This is a genomic window from Mycolicibacterium madagascariense, from assembly GCF_010729665.1.
Lineage (GTDB): Bacteria > Actinomycetota > Actinomycetes > Mycobacteriales > Mycobacteriaceae > Mycobacterium > Mycobacterium madagascariense.
This window is the reverse complement of record NZ_AP022610.1, coordinates 558,062-578,717: the sequence shown is the minus strand read 5'-3', so window position 1 is coordinate 578,717 and position 20,656 is coordinate 558,062. Positions and strand designations below refer to the sequence as shown.

The 20,656-nt window shown below is 71.2% G+C and carries 15 protein-coding genes; 10 read left to right on the top strand and 5 right to left on the bottom strand.

From position 1 onward, the window contains the following. Positions 1 to 57 precede the first annotated feature (57 nt). Positions 58 to 1,566 (top strand): alpha/beta hydrolase, encoded by a 1,509-nt coding sequence (locus G6N60_RS02655; protein ID WP_163732180.1) that lies wholly within the window; start codon positions 58 to 60, stop codon positions 1,564 to 1,566. On the opposite strand, the gene G6N60_RS02650 is transcribed toward G6N60_RS02655, so the two are convergent. Further along, positions 1,567 to 2,520: a TIGR03564 family F420-dependent LLM class oxidoreductase gene (locus G6N60_RS02650; RefSeq protein ID WP_163732177.1), complete on the bottom strand. Its 954-nt coding sequence runs from the start codon at positions 2,518 to 2,520 to the stop codon at positions 1,567 to 1,569. 33 nt (positions 2,521 to 2,553) lie between these two features. Between G6N60_RS02650 and G6N60_RS02645 the strand changes: the two genes are divergently transcribed. Further along, positions 2,554 to 3,687: a TDT family transporter gene (locus tag G6N60_RS02645; RefSeq protein WP_163732174.1), complete on the top strand. Its 1,134-nt coding sequence runs from the start codon at positions 2,554 to 2,556 to the stop codon at positions 3,685 to 3,687. A gap of 102 nt (positions 3,688 to 3,789) precedes the next feature. On the opposite strand, the gene G6N60_RS02640 is transcribed toward G6N60_RS02645, so the two are convergent. After that, positions 3,790 to 5,091, bottom strand: a complete 1,302-nt coding sequence (locus tag G6N60_RS02640; protein WP_163732171.1) for an acetyl-CoA C-acetyltransferase — start codon at positions 5,089 to 5,091, stop codon at positions 3,790 to 3,792. Positions 5,092 to 5,246: 155 nt separating this feature from the next. Here G6N60_RS02640 and G6N60_RS02635 point away from each other — a divergent pair, with 155 nt between their 5' ends. Further along, on the top strand, positions 5,247 to 6,611 hold the full coding sequence (locus G6N60_RS02635; RefSeq protein WP_163732168.1) for a 3-oxoacyl-ACP reductase: 1,365 nt from the start codon (positions 5,247 to 5,249) through the stop codon (positions 6,609 to 6,611). A gap of 4 nt (positions 6,612 to 6,615) precedes the next feature. After that, on the top strand, positions 6,616 to 7,464 hold the full coding sequence (locus tag G6N60_RS02630; protein WP_163732165.1) for a MaoC/PaaZ C-terminal domain-containing protein: 849 nt from the start codon (positions 6,616 to 6,618) through the stop codon (positions 7,462 to 7,464). 29 nt (positions 7,465 to 7,493) lie between these two features. Here the strand turns inward: G6N60_RS02630 and G6N60_RS02625 are convergent, their stop codons facing one another. Both G6N60_RS02625 and G6N60_RS02620 read right to left on the bottom strand, forming a co-directional pair. Continuing rightward, the gene (locus G6N60_RS02625) at positions 7,494 to 8,111 is read right to left on the bottom strand and encodes a TetR/AcrR family transcriptional regulator (protein ID WP_163732162.1); all 618 of its coding nucleotides are present in this window, start codon (positions 8,109 to 8,111) and stop codon (positions 7,494 to 7,496) included. Positions 8,112 to 8,139: 28 nt separating this feature from the next. After that, a complete protein-coding gene (locus G6N60_RS02620; protein WP_163732159.1) occupies positions 8,140 to 9,327 on the bottom strand; it encodes a glycoside hydrolase family 3 N-terminal domain-containing protein in 1,188 nt (395 codons plus the stop codon). A gap of 42 nt (positions 9,328 to 9,369) precedes the next feature. On the opposite strand from G6N60_RS02620, the gene G6N60_RS02615 reads away from it, so the two are divergent. The 4 genes from G6N60_RS02615 to G6N60_RS02600 are packed head-to-tail and all read left to right on the top strand — an operon-like array spanning position 9,370 to position 16,316. After that, on the top strand, positions 9,370 to 10,809 hold the full coding sequence (locus tag G6N60_RS02615; RefSeq protein WP_163732156.1) for a serine/threonine-protein kinase: 1,440 nt from the start codon (positions 9,370 to 9,372) through the stop codon (positions 10,807 to 10,809). Positions 10,810 to 10,845: 36 nt separating this feature from the next. Further along, positions 10,846 to 11,019 carry a DUF2613 domain-containing protein gene (locus tag G6N60_RS02610; protein ID WP_163732153.1) on the top strand — a complete coding sequence of 58 codons (174 nt, stop codon included), beginning with the start codon at positions 10,846 to 10,848 and terminating at the stop codon, positions 11,017 to 11,019. Positions 11,020 to 11,023: 4 nt separating this feature from the next. Continuing rightward, positions 11,024 to 15,301 (top strand): alpha-(1->3)-arabinofuranosyltransferase, encoded by a 4,278-nt coding sequence (locus G6N60_RS02605; RefSeq protein ID WP_163743339.1) that lies wholly within the window; start codon positions 11,024 to 11,026, stop codon positions 15,299 to 15,301. 37 nt (positions 15,302 to 15,338) lie between these two features. Then, positions 15,339 to 16,316, top strand: a complete 978-nt coding sequence (locus tag G6N60_RS02600; protein WP_163732149.1) for a phosphotriesterase family protein — start codon at positions 15,339 to 15,341, stop codon at positions 16,314 to 16,316. A gap of 9 nt (positions 16,317 to 16,325) precedes the next feature. On the opposite strand, the gene G6N60_RS02595 is transcribed toward G6N60_RS02600, so the two are convergent. Then, complete coding sequence (locus tag G6N60_RS02595) at positions 16,326 to 17,435, bottom strand: acyltransferase family protein (RefSeq protein ID WP_163743336.1); 1,110 nt, start codon at positions 17,433 to 17,435, stop codon at positions 16,326 to 16,328. Between the two features lie 224 nt (positions 17,436 to 17,659). Here G6N60_RS02595 and G6N60_RS02590 point away from each other — a divergent pair, with 224 nt between their 5' ends. Then, positions 17,660 to 18,868: a cell envelope lipid trafficking protein PgfA gene (locus G6N60_RS02590; protein WP_163732146.1), complete on the top strand. Its 1,209-nt coding sequence runs from the start codon at positions 17,660 to 17,662 to the stop codon at positions 18,866 to 18,868. Positions 18,869 to 18,927: 59 nt separating this feature from the next. Then, on the top strand, positions 18,928 to 20,571 hold the full coding sequence (locus G6N60_RS02585) for an MmpA family trehalose lipid delivery protein (RefSeq protein WP_179969626.1): 1,644 nt from the start codon (positions 18,928 to 18,930) through the stop codon (positions 20,569 to 20,571). Positions 20,572 to 20,656: the final 85 nt, after the last annotated feature.

The following is a 20,656-nucleotide window of genomic DNA, read 5'->3' as shown; positions in this document are numbered from 1 at the left end:
GCAATCGGTACCGCAGTTCGCCTGCACGACAGCAAACGTTCAGGAACGCCAGCCACGATGGAGGCCGTGCACGTTCCCATCGCAGTGGACACTGCCACACACCTGTTGGCCGCCAACGCTCCTGGTCAATACCGCCACGGCCTCTCGCTGCTGCGCGGCTGGCTACCGCTGACCCTGCAGATCGTCGCCATCGTCGTCCTGCTGTTGGCGATCGGCTGGCGATCACGTCGCTGGCGCCTGGTCTGGCTACCCGTGTCGGCGTTGGTGGGCCTGGCGATCGCGGCGTGGGCGCACTGGTACGTCGACTCGCAGGGGATGGCGGGTGACCCCGCGCCCGACTCGCTCTGGATCTGGACCGGCCTCAGCGGTTTCGCCCTGAGCGCCCTCATCCTTGGCTGGCGGGGCATCAAGTGGCGACGCATCGCCGCGGTCGCCGCCGTGCCGCTGTGCCTGCTTGGCACGGGACTGGCGCTCAACTCTTGGGTCGGCTACTTCCCCACCGTGCAGGTGGCCTGGAACCAGCTCACTGCTGGCCCGTTGCCAGACGAGACGGACATGAAGACCGTCCAGGCGATGCAGAAGGCGGGCACGGTGCTGAACCACGGCAGCGTCGTCTCGGTGAACATCCCGTCGACGGCGTCTGGTTTCAAGCACCGCAGCGAGTTGGTCTACCTGCCGCCGCGGTGGTTCGCCTCCAACCCGCCACCCAAGCTGCCCGTCGTGATGATGATCGCCGGCGAATTCAACACACCCGCCGACTGGCTGCGGACCGGCAACGCCGCGGCCATCATCGACGCCTTCGCCCAGAGCCATGGCGGCAACGCACCCGTCTTCGTGTTCGTCGACTCCGGCGGCTCGTTCAACAACGACACCGAATGCGTCAACGGCGTTCGCGGCAACGTGGCCGACCACCTGACCAAGGACGTCGTGCCGTACGTCAACCAGCAGTTCGGCACCAGCGCCGATCCGGCCAACTGGGGCATCGTGGGGTGGTCGATGGGCGGCACGTGCGCGGTGGATCTCACCGTCATGCACCCCGAGCTGTTCAGCAGCTTCGTCGACATCGCCGGGGACATGGGCCCGAACGCGGGCACCAAGGACCAGACCATCGCGCGGCTCTACGGTGGCAATGCCGCCGCGTGGGCGGAGTTCGACCCCACGACCGTCATCACCAAACATGGCCCCTACAAAGGCGTTTCGGGCTGGTTCGCCATCTCGACCGATGCTCCGGTCCAGCACAAGGGGCAGGGCGGCGGTGGCGGTGACGACGCCGTCGGGCTGGGCGGTCGCGATGCCGCGGGCAACCCCGGTGACCAGACCCAGGCCGCCAACTCGCTCTGCGCGCTCGGCCGGGCCAACGGCATCGACTGCGCGGTAGTGCCCACGACCGGCCGCCACGACTGGCCCTTGGCCACCAACGTCTTCACCGCGGCGCTGCCGTGGCTGGCCGGGGCCGTGCGCACCCCGGGCGTTCCCGTCATCCCGCTGCCGGACACGGGGCCGTCGCCCGCGCCTGCACCCGCGGCCGCCGCCCCGGCTGCCGCGCCCGCGCCGCTGGGTCGCTAGTCAGTCGTCCAGGCCCCGCAGCACGGCACGCGTGCGGGCCCGGCCCTCGGATGAGGCGTCGAAGGTGGCTGCCACGTACTCGTCGACGCCCGCCGCGGCGAGTTCGTCGAGACGGTCCCGGACGGTCGCCTCGTCGCCGATGATCGCCGCGTCCTCCGGGCCCGCATAACCCTCGCGGTCGAGCATGGCGCGGTAGGACGGCAGCACCCCGTACATCGAGAACTGTTGCGCCGCTTGTCTTCGGGCCCCATCGACGTCGTCGGTCACGCTGACGGGCAGGGCGGCGACGACCCGCACCGAGTCCTCGGGGCGGCCAGCGTCCGCGGCGGCTTGCCGCAGCGTCGGAGTCACGTGCCCGGCCAGGGTCTTGGGTCCGGTCATCCAGGTGCACGTGCCCGACGTGCGTCTGCCGGCGATCTTCAGCAGCTGCGGACCGAGCGCCGCGACGTAGACGTCGGGCCGCGGTGCGCCCGCGATCATCAGCGCGCCGCGGGTCGTCACGATCTCCCCCGTCGCCTCGGCGGGCTCACCGGCGAGCAGTGGCAGCAGACCGTCGAGGAACTCGTTGAGCCTGCGCACCGGCTTGTCCCACGGGATGCCCCACATGCCCTCGGTGACGGCCTGGTGCGTCATGCCGAGGCCGAGGATCAGTCGGCCCCGCGGAGGTGAGGAGCGGACCGACGCCAGGCTGACGGTCAACGCCCGCTGCGCCATCTGCATGGGGTGTTGATTCTGGATGGGCACGACGCCGGTCGCCACCTCGATGTCGTCGACCTCGCGGAACGCGATGGCGAGCACCGTGAGAAGGTCTGGCTCATAGGGCATTTGGCTCATCCACACCCGGCCGAAGCCCTCCTCGCGCAACATGGCGAGGTTCTGCACGCAGGCGTCGATGGGGTTGCCGTCACCCGCGCCACTGAGCTGTCCGAACATGCTGATCTTCACGAGCTCCATCGAAGCACAGCCCGTGCTGTTGAATGGCCAATCGTGACCAGCGAAGCGGCTCGACTGCAGAACTTCGGCCCCAACTGGTTCGCCTCGGTGATGGGTACCGGCATCGTGGCAACGGCGGGGGCGGCTCTGCCGATCCGCGTGCCGGGGCTGCGTTCGTTCTCCCTGGCGGTCTGGGTGGTCGCCACCGTCCTGCTGGTGGTGCTCCTCGTCGCGGTGACGGTGCAGTGGTTCCGTCATCCGACGGTCGCGCGAGCGCACTCGCGCAACCCGCAGATGGCCCATTTCTACGGGGCGGCGCCGATGGCCCTGCTCACCGTCGGCTCCGGCGCGATCCTCGTCGGACGGGACCTCGTCGGGCTGCGGTTCGCGGTCGACCTGGACTGGGTGCTGTGGACGATGGGCACCGTCGGCGGGCTCGTCACGGCGACGACCATCCCGTTCGTCATGTTCACGCAGCTGAACGTCGAGCCCGACGCGGCGTTCGGCGGCTGGCTCATGCCGGTCGTCCCGCCGATGGTGTCGGCCGCGGCGGGCGGTCTGCTGATCCCGCACCTGGCGCCGGGCAGCGGCCGCACCACGATGCTCTACGGCTGCTACGCGATGTTCGGCCTGTCACTGTTCGCGGCGCTGATCATCATCGGCATGATCTGGAGCAGGCTGACGCTGTACGGCACGTCGGGCACGGCACGGGTGCCGACGCTGTGGATCGTGCTCGGCCCGCTGGGTCAGGGCATCACCGCGGCGGGTCTGCTCGGCAGCGCGGCGCGGGACACCGTGACACCGGATCTCGCGCGCGGCATGGACGTCTTCGCAGTGCTGTTCGGCGTTCCGGCGTGGGGTTTCGCCGTCCTATGGATCGCGCTGGCCACCGCGCTGACCATGCGCACGCTGCGCCGCGGCATGCCGTTCGCGCTGACGTGGTGGAGCCTGACGTTCCCCGTCGGGACCTTCGTCACCGGTACGACGCAGCTGGCCGTGCACACGGGACTGCCGGCGTTTCGGGTGGCTGCGGTCGCGGCGTACGTCGGGTTGCTGGGCACGTGGGGCCTGGTCGCGGTGCGCACCGCCCGCGGCAGCGTCGGCGGCAGCCTCTTCGCGCCCCCGCCGAATGCGGGTCCGGTGCGGGCGAGGAAAGACCCGCCGCCCGCGTCCGCACCGGGGCTCTGAGTACTAAGGAGCCCCGTGTTGCCGTCGGGTCGGGGGGTCAGACGGCAACACGGAGCTAACAGGACTATCGACCCGGCCGCGCCGGGCGTTACACCCGGACGGTCAGGCTTCCAGGATCGCGGTGACGCCCTGGCCGCCCGCCGCGCAGATCGAGATCAGACCGCGCACGGGCCGACCCAGTTCGGCCTTCTTCTCCGCCAGCTGCTTGGCAAGTTGCGCGACGATGCGACCGCCGGTGGCGGCGAACGGGTGACCGGCGGCCAGCGACGAACCGTTGACGTTGAGCTTGGACCGGTCGATGGAGCCGAGGGCCGAGTCCAGGCCCAGGCGCTCCTTGCAGTACTCCTCGGACTCCCACGCGGACAGCGTCGCCAGCACCACCGACGCGAAGGCCTCGTGGATCTCGTAGAGGTCGAAGTCCTGCAGCGTCAGGCCGTTGCGGGCCAGCAACCGCGGCACGGCGTAGGTCGGCGCCATCAGCAATCCGTCCGGACCGTTGACGTAGTCGACCGCGGCGGTCTCGCCGTCGACGAAGTAGGCCAGCACGGGCAGGTTGCGCTCGGCAGCCCACTCCTCGCTCGACAGCAATGCCACCGACGCGCCGTCGGTCAGCGGCGTGGAGTTGCCCGCGGTCATCGTGGCGTCGCCGTTCTTCACGCCGAACACCGGCTTGAGCTTGGCCAGCTTCTCGGCGGACGAGTCGGCGCGCAGGTTGTTGTCGCGGTAGAGACCCAGGAACGGGGTCACCAGGTCGTCGAAGAAGCCGCGGTCGTAGGCGGCGGCCATGTTCTGGTGGCTGGCCGCGGCGAGGGCGTCCTGGTCGACGCGCTTGACGCCGAACTCCTTGGCCGTGATGGCGGCGTGCTCACCCATCGACATGCCCGTGCGGGGTTCGCCGTTGGTCGGGATCTCGACGCCGAGGGCGGCGGGCAGGGAACCGATGAGCTTCAGCCGGGCACCGTTGGACTTGGCCCGGCGCAGGCCGAGCAGCACGCGACGCAGGTCGTCGCCGAAGGCGATGGGCGCGTCCGAGGTCGTGTCGACGCCGCCCGCGGCGCCCGAGTCGTACTGGCCCAGGGCGATGCCGTTGGCCACCGCGATCGTGGACTGCAACCCGGTGCCGCACGCCTGCTGCAGGTCGTAGGCGGGCGTGTGGGCGTTCAGCGAGGTGCCCAGCACGCATTCGCGGATCAGGTTGAAGTCACGGCTGTGCTTCAGCACGGCGCCGCCGACGACGACGCCGAGGCGCTCCCCGTCGAGGTGGAACCGGTCGATCAGGCCGCTGAGCGCCGCGGTGAACATGTCCTGGTTCGACGCGTTGGCGTAGGCACCATCCGAGCGGGCGAACGGGATTCGATTGCCACCGAGGATGGCTACCTTGCGCGTGGCCTTCGTGTCGGCCATGTCTACCTCCATGCGTGACGAGGGGCGTCGGTGTCGGGGGTCATACTACCCACCGTTCTTACTCTGGAGTAAGTTATGCCCGATACGTCGGGTGCCCTGCAGCGGGTACCCCCCTGCGCGAAGGCCCTACCCGTTTCTCCCCGAAAGGCTGTTCCGTGGCTTCCGATCTGTTCTCCCAAGTGGTCAACTCCGGTCCGGGGTCGTTCCTGGCCAAGCAACTCGGCGTACCGCAGCCCGAGACGCTGCGGCGCTACCGCGCCGGTGAACCCGCGCTGGCCGGTCCCCTGCTGATCGGCGGCAACGGCCGAGTCGCCGAGCCGCTGCGCAGCGCGCTCGCCGAGGACTACGACCTCGTCGGCAACAACGTGGGCGGCCGCTGGGCGGACTCCTTCGGCGGTCTGCTCTTCGACGCCACCGGGATCACCAGACCCGAGGACCTCAAGCAGCTGCGCGACTTCTTCACCCCGGTGCTGCGCAACGTCGGCTCCTCGGGCCGACTCGTCGTGGTGGGCACCACCCCGGATCAGACCGGCAGCGTCGACGAGCGGATCGCCCAGCGCGCGCTGGAGGGCTTCACCCGTTCGCTCGGCAAGGAACTTCAGCGCGGCGCGACCATCGGGCTGGTGTACCTGTCCGCCGACGCCAAGCCTGCCGCCACCGGCCTGGAATCCACGATTCGGTTCCTGCTGTCGGCCAAGTCCGCCTACGTCGACGGGCAGGTGTTCTACGTCGACGGCCAGGACTCCGTACCGCCCGCCGACTGGGACAAGCCGCTCGACGGCAAGGTCGCCCTGGTGACCGGCGCGGCGCGCGGCATCGGCGCCGAGATCGCCAAGGTCTTCGCTCGCGACGGCGCCAAGGTCGTGGCGATCGACGTCGAACAGGCGGCCGAGGCGCTCGCCGAGACGGCGACCAAGGTCGGTGGCACCGCGCTGACGCTCGACGTCACCGCGTCCGACGCCGTCGACCGCATCACCGAACACCTGCGCGAGCACTACTCGGATCATTCGGGTGGGAAGGCTCACATCCTCGTCAACAACGCGGGCATCACCCGCGACAAGCTGCTCGCCAACATGGACGAGGGCCGCTGGGACTCCGTCATCGCGGTCAATCTGCTTGCGCCCCAACGACTTGCGCAGGGCCTGGTGGACAACGGCACGATCGGCGAGGGCGGACGCATCGTCGGGCTCTCCTCGATGGCGGGCATCGCGGGCAACCGCGGGCAGACGAACTACGCCGCGACCAAGGCGGGCATGATCGGCATGACGCAGGCGCTGGCGCCGGTGTTCGGCGAGAAGGGCATCACGATCAACGCCGTCGCACCGGGTTTCATCGAGACCAAGATGACCGAGGCGATCCCGCTCGCCACCCGCGAGGTCGGCCGCCGGCTCAACTCGCTGTTCCAGGGCGGCCAGCCCGTCGACGTCGCCGAGGCCATCGCCTACTTCGCCAGCCCCGCATCGAATGCCGTGACCGGCAACACCATTCGGGTGTGCGGCCAGGCCATGCTGGGGGCGTGAGGACATGACCCAACCCAGTGGACTCCGCAACATGGCCCTGGCCGCGGCGGGCGCGCTGCCGTTCATCAACCGCGGCGACACCGTCCCCGATCGCAAGGTCGTCGTCGACGAACTATCGATCGACGGCGCCAACGTCGCGGCCTACGCCGCGGTGACCGGGCTGCGGTTCGGTGACGCCGTGCCGCTGACCTACCCGTTTGCGCTGACGTTCCCGTCGGTGATGGCCCTGGTGAGCGGCTTCGACTTCCCCTTCCCCGCAATGGGTTCGGTCCACGTCGAGAACCGCATCACCCAGTACCGCCCGATCGCCGTCACCGACACCGTCGGCATCGCGGTGCACGCGGAGAACCTCAGGGAGCACCGCAAGGGACTGCTCGTCGACCTGATCACCGACGTCCGCGTCGGCAACGAGGTGGCCTGGCACCAGGTCACGACGTTCCTGCACCAGCAGCGGACCAGCCTGTCCGACGAGCCGAAGTCCGAGCCGGTGCGCAAGCACCAGAAGCTGCCGCCGCCCAACGCGGTACTGCGGATCACCCCCGGCCAGATTCGCCACTACGCCTCGATCGGCGGCGACTACAACCCGATCCACACCAGCTCGATCGGCGCCAAGCTGTTCGGCTTCCCGACGTCCATCGCCCACGGAATGTTCACTGCCGCAGCGGTTTTGGCGAACATCGAGGGACAGTTGCCCGACGCCGTCGAGTACTCGGTGCGCTTCGGCAAGCCGGTGCTGCTGCCCGCCAGCGTGGGTCTGTACACCGAGCACGTCGCGGGCGGCTGGAACGTGGTGCTGCGCAACCTCTCCAAGGGCTACCCGCACCTGACGGGCTCCCTGCGCGAGCAGACGTAAGGGGCCCTCTTTCGGCCTAATTCAGGGCCTTACGCGTCTGCTCGCGAGGGGATGTCGGCCGGGCGTCCCTTCAGGCCGCGCCAGAACAGGTTGATCATCAGCTCGGCGGCCTCGTGGACCTCGGCGTCGCCGGTGCTCACCCGCGTCGCGACGGCCTCGCCCGCACCCACCAGCGCGACGGCCATCATGTCGAAGTCGGTGCCCGGCTCCGGGTTTCGCGTGCCCGACTGGAGCAGCCTGCCGACGAGGTCGACGATGCGGTCACGGCCCTCGCGCACGGTGTGGGCGAACGCCTGCGAGCTGGTCGCCTGGGTGTAGAGCACCATCCACGACGCGCGGTTGGTGTCGATGTAGGACAGGAACGCCACCACCGCGGTGCGCAGCAGATCCTTGGCGGGCTGGGTGAAGTCGATGTCGGCGCGCACCGAGTCGACGAACCGTCCCAGCTCCCGATCGAGGCACGCGCCGAACAGCTCCTCCTTGGAGCCGTAGTACAGGTAGAGCATGGGCTTGCTGATCTCGGCCTGCGCGGCGATCGCGTCCATCGAGGTCTCGTGATAGCCGTTGACGGAGAACATCTGCACCGCGGCGTCGAGCATCTGTTGCTCGCGCACCGCGCGCGGCAACCGCTTCGTCCCTCCGGCCATCAGATCAGACTAGGAGATGCGGTCCGAATCAGCCGCCGCAGCGCGGGCTCTTGCCCTTGAACGAGGCCACCCGCTCGACCGATTGGTCCACCCTGGCCTTGGGGAGCTCACCGGAGTCGACGGCCGCCACCAGCCGGTCGAGCACGGCGGGCACCTGATCGGTCGTGACCCACAGCGCGACGTCGGCGCCCGCCTGCAGCGCCTTGAGCGCCGCGTCGGGCACCCCGAAGTGATCGGAGATGGCCTTCATGCTCGAGAGGTCGTCGGTGAACACGGGCCCGTCGAACGGCGGACCGCCGTAACCGCCGGACCGCAGCAGGGCGTAGGCGGCGGGCGTGAGGCTGGTCGGCTCGTCTGTGGTCAGACCGGGTACCTCCAGGTGACCGACCATGACCGCGACGGGCGCCACCGTGGTCAGCGTGCGGTAGGGCACCAGGTCGCTGGTCTTCAACTGGTCCAGCGGCGGCGTCGTGACGTCACCGAGGTGCGAGTCACCCGAACCGTGGCCGTGACCGGGGAAGTGCTTGAGCACGGGCAGCAACCCGGCGTCACGCAACCCCTGCGCGTAGGCGCCGGCGAACTCGACCACCGTTGCCGGGTCGGAGCCGAAGGACCGGTCGCCGATGACCTCGTCGTCGTCCTCGGTGGTGACGTCGACGACGGGCGCGAAGTCCACGGTGATGCCGAGCTTCTTCATCGCCTGGCCGCGCTGCAGCGCGATGTCGTGGACCTGCTGCGGGGTGTCGGTGCGCGCCAGCACGCGCGGTGACGGCTGGTCGCCGATGAGCTTGGACAGCCGCTGCACGCGGCCGCCCTCCTCGTCGACGCTGACGGCCAGCGGCAGCGGACCCGCCGACGCCGAGATGGACGTCAGGCTGCCGTCGGTAAGCATCGACATGTCGGTCCAGCTACCCAGGAAGATGCCGCCGACGTGCTGGTCGGCCACCACGGCCCTGGCGTCGTCGGCGCCCGTGACGCCGACCATCAGCAATTGGGCGAGCTCGTCACGGGTCGACATGACGGACGGCAGCGCGTCACCCTGCGCGCACACCTGGGTCGCCGACGGGGCCGCCGCCGACGGCCGCGCGGTGGGCGCGGGCTGCGCGGTCGCGTGCCGATTCTTGATGACGTAGAAGCCGGCCACCGCCACGGCGGCGATGGCGACCAGGGCGAGCACGATCGACACGACGGTGCGCCGTTGGCTGGTCAGGGGCATGTGGCGCATCGTAGCCTGCCGTTCCTGGGTACCCTCCGCTCCATGCCGCTGCGATCGGGAGAGGTGTTCGCGGGCTACACCGTGGTGCGCCAGGTGGGCGCGGGGCGCCTCGGAGCGGTCTACCTGGCCGCCCATCCGCGGGTGCTGCGGCAGGACGCGCTGCGCGTGCTGACCCCCGCCGCCTCGGCGGACCCGCACGTGCGGGCCCGCTTCCAGCAACGCGTCGACGCGGCCGCGACCCTCTGGCACCCGCACATCGTCGGCGTCCACGAACACGGCGATCACGACGGTCTGCTGTGGCTGTCGGCGGACTTCGTCGACGGTGCCGACGCGGCCGCGCTGCTGCGGGACCGCTACGACACCGGCCTGCCGGCCGACCAGGTTCTCGACGTCGTCACCGCGATCGCCGACGCGCTCGACTACGCGCACGCCCGCCGGTGCGTGCACGGTGACGTCACGGCGGCCAGCATCCTGCTCACCGCCCACGAACGCCGAATCCTGCTGACGGACTTCGGCATTCCGCGTGACGGCGACACCGATCCGCGCCATGACCGGTACGGCCTCGCCGCGACCGCCTACCACCTGCTGAGCGGCGTCGAGCCCCCCGCGTTCCCGGCTCCGGTGCCGCCGCTCGCGCACACCCGGCAGGACCTCGCCGCGTACGACCCCGCCCTGCTGCGGGCCATGGACCCGGATCCACGCGAACGGTTCGGCGCCTGCCTGGACTTCGCGGCGGCCCTGCGCGACGCGGCGACGTCCGCCACCCAGGCCCGGCGTGTCATCGACCCGGCGGCCTTCGCCCCGACCGAGCACCTCGCCAACCCGACGACGGGGTCCGGGCTGCCCGCCGTCTTCGTCCCCGCCTGGTCGGCCGAGGAGCCGGCCCCGGAGTTCGAGCCCGCGCCGACGTTCGCGCCGGACCCAGAGCTCGAGACCCGTGTCGTCCCACCGATCGCCGCCGCACCCGGCGGGCCCCGGCCGGGTCGCATCTGGGCGGTCGCCGGCATCGCCACGCTGGTCGTCCTGATCGCCGTGCTGATGGTGCTCGTGACGCGTGGCGGCGGGCCGGACCAGACCCGCGATGCAGCCCCGGCCACGACCGGCGCCAGCCCGGCCGCCCCCAGCACCACGGCGACCGGGGTGGGCGGCAGACCCCGGCCGCCGACGGTCCGGGGTGTCGACCCGACGGGCGAGGACTGTGCAGGCGGCTACCAGATCACCGGCCGGGTCGGGTGGGCCAGCCAGGGAGTGCGCGCCAGCCCCGAGGCGACGTGCACGTTCGTCGGCAACGTGCTGAAGGCCTACTGGGACATCGCGGACCCCAGCCGCGACGTCCGCACGGTCGTCGCGGCCGGTGCCATCCCGTGCGGAGCGGGCGCGGCCTGTCAGGGCAACGACTTCGTCGTCACCTGCTCGGCGGAGGGCACGGACCCCTGGATCACCTGCCGCGGCGGTCGCGATGCCGTCGTCGTCCTCTACTGAGGTCGTCCTCGCAGCGCGGGGTGCTACCTTGGCCCGGTGGATCGGTTCGTCTTGCCCGCCGCGGCCAGCATCGTCGTCGGATTGTTGCTGGGCGCCGCGGCCATCTTCGGCGTGACGCTCATGGTCCAGCAGGACACCAAGCCGCCGCTGCAGGCGGGCGACCCAGCATCGTCGGTGCTCAACAGGGTCGAGTACGGCGACCGAACCTAGCGCCCTGAACCCGCGTCCCCTCGGTCGCCGGTGGCTGTGGCTCGTCGGCGCCATCGCCCTGGTCTGTGCCTTCGCGCAGTCGCCGGGACGGATCTCGCCCGACACCAAGCTCGACCTCACGACCAACCCGGTGCGCTTCCTCGCCAGGGCCGCCAACCTCTGGAACAGCGACCTTCCGTTCGGCCAGGTCCAGAATCAGGCCTACGGCTACCTCTTCCCGCATGGTCTGTTCTTCGTCCTCGGCGACGTGCTCGGGTTGCCCGGCTGGGTGACGCAGCGACTGTGGTGGGCCTTGCTGCTGGTCGTCGGCTTCTGGGGCGTCGTGCGCGTCGCCGAGGCGCTGAACGTCGGCAGTCCGACGTCGCGGATCGTGGCGGCCGTCGCGTTCACGCTTTCGCCGCGGGTGCTCACGACCCTGGGCGCGATCTCGTCGGAGACGTTGCCGATGATGCTGGCGCCGTGGGTGTTGCTGCCGGTGATCCTCGCGCTGCGGGGCATCGGAGCCGGGCTGCCGGCGACAAGGGGCACCGGAGCCGGGCTGCCGGCGACAAGGGGCACCGGAGCCGGGCTGCCGGCGACATGGGGCAATACCGCGAACCTTCGCGTGCTGGCCGCGCGGTCGGCGCTGGCGGTCGCCCTGATGGGCGCCGTCAACGCCGTCGCCACCCTGACGGCGTGTCTGGCCGCGGTGCTCTGGTGGGCGGCCCATCGCCCGAACAAGCTGTGGTGGCGGTTCACCGGGTGGTGGGCGCTGTGCACCGCGCTGGCCGTCACGTGGTGGGTCATCGCCCTGGTCATGCTCGGCCGGGTGAGCCCGCCGTTCCTGGACTTCATCGAATCCTCCGGGGTGACGACGCAGTGGCTGTCGCTGGTGGAGGTGCTGCGCGGCACCTACAGCTGGACACCGTTCGTCGCCCCCGATGCGACGGCCGGGGCCTCGCTGGTGACGGGGTCGGTGGCCGTGCTGTCGACGACGCTGGTGACCGTGGCGGGGCTGGCCGGACTGGCGCTGCGGTCGATGCCGGCCCGCGGCAGGCTCATCGCGATGCTCCTCGCCGGGGTCACCCTGCTGGCCGCGGGCTACTCGGGCGGTCTCGGCTCCCCGTTCGCCCACACCGTGCAGACGTTCCTGGATGCGGGGGGCACGCCGCTGCGCAACGTCCACAAGCTCGAGCCGCTGCTGCGGCTGCCGCTGGCGCTGGGGATTGCCCACCTGCTCGGCCGAATCCCGTTGCCCGGCAGTACCTCTCGACGGGTGTGGCTGCAGGCGGCAGCGCATCCCGAGCGTGACAAGCGGGTCGCCGTCGGCGCCGTCGTCCTGGTCGCCCTGACGGTGGCCACGTCGCTGGCGTGGACCGGGCGACTGACCCCACCCGGCACGTTCAGCGCGATTCCGCAGTACTGGCATGACGCCGCGCACTGGCTCGACGAGCACGACGGACCGTCCGGTGGCCGCGTGCTGGTGGTGCCGGGCACGCCGTTCGCGACCCAGGTGTGGGGCACCAGTCACGACGAGCCGCTCCAGGTGCTCGGCGACGTTCCGTGGGGCGTCCGCGACTCGATCCCCCTGACCCCGCCGGAGACCATCCGCGCGCTCGATTCGGTGCAGCGCCTGTTCGCCGCGGGCCGGCCCTCCGCCGGTCTCGCCGACACCCTGGTGCGCCAGGGCATCTCCTATCTCGTGGTGCGCAACGACCTCGACGCGGACGCCTCGCGGTCGGCCCGCCCGCTGCTGGTGCACCGCGTCGTCACCGGCTCCCCCGGCTTGCAGAAGGTGGCGCAGTTCGGTGACCCCGTGGGCCCCGGGACGCTGGCCGGGTTCGTCACCGACAGCGGGCTGCGACCGCCCTACCCGGCGATCGAGATCTACCGGGTGGACGGCGCCAAGCCCCTGCGGCCCTACCTGACCGACGTCGACGCGATGGCCCGCATCGACGGCGGCCCCGAGGCCCTGCTGCGCCTCGACGAGCGGCGCAGGCTGTCCGGGCAGGCGCCGCTCGGGCCCGCGCTGCTCACCGCCGACGCCCGCGCCGCGGGCCTGCCCACGCCCGTCGTCACCGTGACCGACACCCCGGTGGCACGCGAGACCGACTACGGCCGCGTCGACGACCACTCGTCGGCGATCCGGGCGCCCAACGACGCGCGAAACACGTTCAACCGCGTCATGGACTACCCGGCCGGCGGCGCCCCTCTGGTCTACGGGCGGTGGCCGGGCGGCAGGGTCACGGTGTCGAGTTCGGCGGCCGATTCGACCGCGCTGCCCAACGTGTCCCCCGCGACCGGGGCGGCGGCCGCCATCGACGGTGACTCGGCGACGAGCTGGGTGTCCAACTCACTGCAGTCGGCGGTCGGGCAATGGCTGCAGGTCGACTTCGACCATCCGATCGCGAACGCGGCCTTCACCATCACCCCGAGTGCGACCGCCGTGGGCGCGCAGGTCCGGCGCATCGAGGTGTCGACCGCCACCGGTTCGAGCACGCTGCGCTTCGATCAGGCGGGCAAGCCGCTGTCCGGGGCACTGCCGGTCGGCGAGACGCCGTGGGTGCGCTTCACCGCCGTCGCCACCGACGACGGCTCGCCGGGAGTGCAGTTCGGCATCACCGACTTCGCCATCACGCAGTACGACGCGTCGGGTTTCGCGCAGCCGGTGAATCTGCGCCACACCGTCGACGTGCCGCCGCCACCGCCTAATTCGGTTGTCGCACAATGGGATCTGGGCTCTGAGCTGCTGGGCCGGCCCGGCTGCGCCGACGGCCCGGACGTGGTGCGGTGCGCCGCCACGATGGCGCTGACCCCCGAGGAGCCGGTCAACCTGAGCCGGACGCTGTCGGTGCCGACGGCCACGACGGTGACTCCCACGGTCTGGGTGCGCCCGCGGCAGGGCCCCAACCTGGCCGACCTGATCGCCGAGCCGGGAGCCGCCCGCGCGCTCGGGGATGCCGACCTCATCGACGTCCTCGGCTCGGCCTATGCGGCGTCCGACGGGGACCCGCGCACGTCGTGGACGGCGCCGCAGAACATCGTGCAGTACCGCACGTCGGCCAACCTGACCCTCAAGCTGCCGAAGCCGACCGACGTGGCGGCCCTGCGGTTGACGCCGAGCGCCTCCGTGCTGCCCGCGCACCCGAGCCTGGTGGCGATCGACCTCGGCGACGGGCCGCAGGTGCGCGAGCTCGCCGCCGACGGGGCGCAGACCGTCGCGCTGCATCCCAGGGTGACCGATACCGTCACGCTCTCGATCCTCGGCTGGCGCGACGTGATCGACCGCACCGCACTGGGATTCGATCAGGTGAAGCCGCCCGGCCTGGCCGAGGTCACCGCGCTCGACCCGGCGGGCCGCCCGATCGCGGCGCCCGATGCCGCCCGCAACCGGACGCGTCAGGTCACGCTGCCGTGCGGCAAGGGCCCCATCATCGCCGTCGCCGGACAGTTCGTGCAGACCTCGATCACCACCACCGTCGGCGCGCTGCTCGACGGCCGGCCCATCGCGGCGAAGCCGTGCCGGGCCGCCCCCATCGCGCTGCCCGCGGGCCAGCAGGAGCTGGTCGTCAGTCCCGGTCCGGCGTTCGTCGCCGACGGCATCCAGCTCGACGGCCCGCTGGCGGCCCAATCACCCACTGCACCAATGCTTCCCGTCACCACGACACAGTGGCGCGCCGACCATCGCGAGGTCGACGTCGCGGCGTCGGGTGCACGGCGGGTGCTGATCGTCCCCGAGAGCGTCAACCGGGGCTGGACGGCGCACGCCGCCGACGGCACCCAGCTCGAACCGATCACCGTCAACGGCTGGCAGCAGGGCTGGCTGGTGCCCGCGGGCACGTCGGGCCGCATCACGCTGGAGTTCGCGTCGAACACCCCCTACCGCGTCGGTCTGTTCGGCGGGCTCGCCCTGCTGCCGGTGCTGCTGCTGCTCGCGCTGCTGCCGCGGCGGCGCCCGCCGGTGCCCCTCGACGCACCCCGAACCTGGCGGCCGGGGGCGGGCACCGTTGCCACCGCGGTGCTCGCGATGGGCTTCGTGATCTCCGGCGTGACGGGCGCCGTCGTCGTCGGACTCGCGGTCGCGGTGCGCTACGCGTGGCGCAACCGGCCGCGTCGTGCCGAACGGGTGACCCTCGGGGCGACCGCGGTCGGGTTGAACGTGGCGGGGGCCGTGCTGAGCCAGTACCCGTGGCGTTCGGTGGACGGGTACATCGGCCACGCCTGGGGCCTGCAACTGCTGGCGCTGATCAGCGTGGCGGCACTGGCCGCGTCGCTGGTGGAGTTCACCCCGCGCGCCGAATAGGTCCGCGCGACAGGCACACGGCCCTACCCTCGGACGAGTGCCAGTCCTCAATACCGCCCGCGGTGCCATCGGCGTCGACGACCTCGGCGTCACCCTCATGCACGAGCACGTCTTCATCATGACCACCGAGATCATGGAGAACTATCCCGAGAGTTGGGGTGACGGAGCCAAGCGCGAGGCCGATGCGATCGTCAGGCTCAACGAGCTCAAGTCGCGCGGCGTCGACACCATCGTCGACCTCACCGTGGTGGGCCTGGGCCGCTACATCCCCCGCATCGCGCGGATCGCGGCCGCCACCGACCTGAACATCGTCGTCGCCACCGGCCTCTACACCTACAACGACCTGCCGATGTACTTCCACTACCTCGGGCCGGGCGCGGCGCTCGGCGGGCCGGAGCCGATGGTCGACATGTTCGTCCGCGACATCGAACACGGCATCGCCGACACCGGGGTCAAGGCCGCAATCCTCAAGTGCGCCACCGACGAACCGGGTGTCACCCCCGGCGTCGAGCGCGTCCTGCGCGCGGTCGCCCAGGCGCACCGGCAGACCGGCGTGCCCATCTCGACGCACACCCACGCCGCGACCAGACGCGGGCTGGAGCAACAGCGGATCTTCGCCGAGGAGGGCGTCGACCTGAGCCGCGTCGTCATCGGCCACAGCGGCGACACCACCGACATCGGCTACCTCGAGGAGCTCATCGCCGAGGGCTCCTACATCGGAATGGACCGCTTCGGCGTCGACGCGTTCCTGTCCACCGAGGAGCGCGTCGCGACGGTCGCGACGATGTGCGAACGCGGCCATGCTGATCGAATGGTGCTGTCGCACGACGCTTCGTGCTACTTCGACGCCCTCCCCGAGGAGACGCTGCCGGTCGCGCTGCCCAACTGGCACTACCTGCACATCCACGACGACGTCATCCCCGCGCTGACGGACCGCGGCGTCACCGACGAGCAGCTCAGGACGATGCTCGTCGACAACCCGCGCCGGATCTTCTCCGTCCAGGGCGGGTACTGACGGGACCGATCACTGCGCGACGGCGGGCTCCGGCGCGTCGGTGACCGAGCTGTCAAGCGGCGTGACGTCGTGGCGTCTTTCCCAGCGCCGCAACGCATTTCGGCACGGCGACTCGATCAGCGCATAGCTGACCGCCGCGATCGCGAACCCGAACACCAGGGTGAGCACCAGCACCACGGGCATGTGACCGTTGAACGGGAACTCCCCGATGACGGGGAACACCATCGCCAGCGCGGCGAGGTGCCAGACGAACAGGCCGTAGGACCACCGCCCCAGCGTCACCATCGTCGTGCTCCCCAGGATCCGGTGCGGGGTGTCGGGAGCGTCGAGGACCAGGGGCGCCAGCAGCGCGAAGGCGACCACCGCGCCCATCGACACCTTGATGAGGAACTGACCGAGCCCGCCCGGCGCGAGACCCGCGGGACCGGCCAGCGGGGAGGCGGCGAGCAGGTAGGCGCCCAGCGCGATGGCCGCCATCAGCACGCGTCGACGGGCCAGCCGGTGCATCCGCCCCACCGGCGTCACCGTCAGTTCGGCGATCACCATGCCGCTGGCGAACCACGAGAAGAAGGCAGGCGGCCACGTGAGGGGGTTGACGCCGGCGGGCACCGAGATGGGGATGAGCCCGTAGGCGAAGCTCGCCAGCGCGAGGATCACGAGGGCCGGAATCCTGGCCCGCACCGGCAGCCGCCGCGCGAGCAGCGCGAGCACCGGCAGGGCGAGATAGAAGCTGAACTCGACCGACAGGCTCCACATCTGCGTCAGGCCCGACGTCAATGTCAACGGCACGTAGATCTGGGTCAGCGTCAGGTTGGCCAGCCACACCACGGGGTCGGCGTTGGCGTCGGGGAACAGCAGCAGGATCAGCACGACCGCCACCAGGTAGCCGGGCATGATGCGGACGAATCTGGAGCGCAGATAGTGGCCCGTCGGCGGGGTGTGGCGCAGGCCGCGCGCCGCCGCGGCGTGCCCGCGCCACAGCAGGAAGCCCGACAGCGAGAAGAAGACCGCGACCGCGAGGTCGAAGCGGCCGAGCAGTCGCCCGCTGCTCCACGTGGTGTGGCCGGTCTGGAAGGCGACGTGGGTGATGACGACGCCGATGGCGGCGCAGGCGCGCATGCCCTCCACGGCGGGCAGGAAGCTGCGGGTCCCCGATACCTGCGCCGCACCGCCGCTCGTCACCGGACCAGTGTGCCCTAGGTCAGCGGGCGGCCCTCGCGCTTAACGCCGTACCAAGCGCCGCCCTCGTGGCGTGCTGTTAGGGTCGACACGGTTTGCCTCGGGTCCCGTACGGGCAGCTGGCGGCACAGGTGGACACGTCTCGTGACGAGAAGGAGGCACGTTTGAACCGCGCTGTGGCGCTGCGTATCGCGGCGTGCGGGCTCATGGGCCTCGGTGCCGCCCTGCTGATCGCAGCACTTCTGCTGTCGACCTACACCAAGGGCAAGATCGCCAAGATCCCGCTCGACATCGACACCACACTGGTCAGTGATGGCACAGGCACGGTGTTCGATCCCGCGTCGCTCAATAGCCAGAAGTTCGTCGTCGACAAGAACGTGCCGGTGACGTCGCAGCAGCAGATCAGTGTCGAGTCGCCGTCGAACGCCGACGTCGTCACCCTGCAGGTCGGCAACACGGTGCGGCGCACCGACAAGCAGCAGGACAACGGTTTGCTGTTGGCCCTCGTCGACACCGTGACGCTCGATCGCAAGACCGCGCTCGCCGTATCCAGCGACACCAACCCGGGCGGCTCGGTGCAGAAGCCGCGCGCCATCGGCGACACCCAGCCGCCCACCAACGTCGCCCTGCCGCACGACGGGCTGGCGTACCGCTTTCCGTTCGACACCGAGAAGAAGACCTACCCGTACTTCGACCCGATCGCGCAGAAGGCGTTCGACGCCAACTACGACGGCGAGGAGGACGTGAACGGGCTGAGTACGTTCCGCTTCACCCAGAACGTCGGCTACGACGCCGACGGCAAGCTGGTGGAGCCGGTGAAGTACGCCTCGCTCTACGGCGACGACGCCGACGCCACGGTGACCGCGCGCGCCTCGCTGTGGGGGCTGCCCGGTGACCCCGACGAGCAGATCACGATGACGAGGTACTACGCCGCCCAGCGCACGTTCTGGGTCGACCCCGTGTCGGGCACCATCGTCAAGGCCCAGGAGCACGGCTTCCACTACTACGCGCGCGATGCGCTCAAGCCCGAGGTCACCTTCGCCGACTACAAGGTCACCACCAACGAGCAGACCGTCGAGTCGCAGATCGCCAGCGCGCGCGACGAAGGCGACGTCGTCTCGCTGTGGGGCAGGGTGCTGCCCATCACCTTCACCGCGGTCGGCCTGCTGGCGCTGGTCGGCGGGATCCTGCTCGGCTCGTTCACGCTGCGCGCCGAGTCCGCACTGATCGATCCGGGTCTCGACGACACCACCGGCCACGGCTTCTTCGGCAGGCGTCCGACCGACACCGGGCCGATGCCCGCCGCCGAGGCCGCAACCGAGAAGATCCCGACGCAGCGGCCGTCGGACCTGCCTCCGGACAGACCGGCCTGACCTCTCTGCTCCGCCCGATCAGCTCCGCCGATCGCCGCGCGCTGGTCCGGCGGGCGGTCGTGCCCGCCTACGCACTGGCACTGACCCTGCTGGTCACCGGGCCGCTGCTGCGGCCGGGATACCTCCTGCTGCGCGACGCGGTGTCGACGCCGCGGTCCTACCTGACCGACGCCGCGCTCGGGCTGACGGAGGCGGCGCCAAGGGCGCTGCCGCAGGACTTCGCGGTGGCGGTGGCCTCGCACGTCGTCGACGGCGGCGTGGTGGTGAAGCTGCTGCTCATCGCCGGTCTGTGGGCCGCGGCCTGGGGCGCCGCGCGCCTGGTCGACGTCGTGGTGCCCGCCGCCGGCGTACCCGGCCAGTTCGTCGCCGCCACGGTGGCCGGGTGGAATCCCTATGTCGCCGAACGACTTCTGCAGGGGCACTGGAGTCTGCTGGTGGGGTACGGCGCGCTGCCGTGGGTGGCGGTCGCGGTGCTGCGGCTGCGCGACGGCCGGGGCCACCCGTGGGCGCTGCTGTTCTGGATCGCGGCCGCGGGCCTGACGCCGACCGGGCTGATGCTCGCGGCGGTGGTCGCGGTGGTGACCTGCGCCGGGCCGGGTTCGGGGTGGTCGCGCTGGCGCTGCGCGGCGTGGTCACTCGGTGCGGCGGTGCTCGGTGCGCTGCCGTGGCTGGTGGCGCCCCTATTGGCGGGATCGCTGCGGATGTCCGAGGTGGCCGGGGTGCCGCAGTTCGCGGCGCGTGCCGAACCCGGCCTCGGCACGCTGCTCAGCCTGGCCGGTCTCGGAGGAATCTGGAACGGGCAGGCGGTTCCCGCGTCCAGGACGACGGCCTTCGCCGTCGTCGCGACGGTGGTGCTGCTGGGGATCGTCGCGCTCGGCCTGCCCGCGGCGCTGCGTTGGCCGGCGGCACGACCACTGCTGGTGCTGGCCGCCGTCGCGGTGATCGCGCCCGCGCTGATGGCGACGGGACCAGGCCTGGCCGCCGTGGAGGCGCTCACCCGCGCGGTCCCCGGCCTCGGCGTCCTGCGCGACGGCCAGAAGTGGGTCGCACTGGCGCTGCCCGGCTACGCCGTCGCCGGTGCGTCCATCGTGGTCGTGCTGCGGCGGCGGGTGCCCGGGATCGCGACGGCGGCGGTGTGCAGCCTGGCCCTGCTGGCCGTGCTGCCCGACCTGGCCTGGGGTGTCGGCTGCAGGGTGACGTCGGTGTCCTATCCGGCCGGCTGGACCGCGGCGGCTGCGCTCATCGATGCGGATCCGCGGCCCGTCGCGGTGCTGCCGGGTGCCAGCATGCGGCACTTCTCGTGGGCCGGGCCGGCGCCGGTGCTGGACCCCCTGCCGCGCTGGGTGGCCGCCGACGTGCTGACCACCGGCGACCTCGTGATCGGCGGGCAGGTCGTACCCGGGGAGGGGCGGCGCGCCCGCGACGTCGAACGACTCGTCGGGTCGGGGGCCGGGGTCGACGAACTGGCCGCCGCCGGCGTCGGCTGGGTCGTCGTGGAGGGCCGCGACGCGCCCCGGCTCGGACTGCCCGTGGCGCTGGCCGAGGACGACCTCGTCGTCTACCGCGTCGGCGGAGACCATCGCGGCGCCCCGCACCGCGGCGTCATGATCGCCGCACACCTGGCGTGGTTGGCCGCGCTGGTGGCCGGAGCCGCGGGGACGATCGCCACCGCGGTCACCCGCCGACGCCGAGGTGCGGTCTGAACTGTCGACTGCATCACATGGTCAGGGGTGGACTTCGACACGTGCGGCTGGGGGACGGAATGGACGTGCGATGCCGGTTGATCAC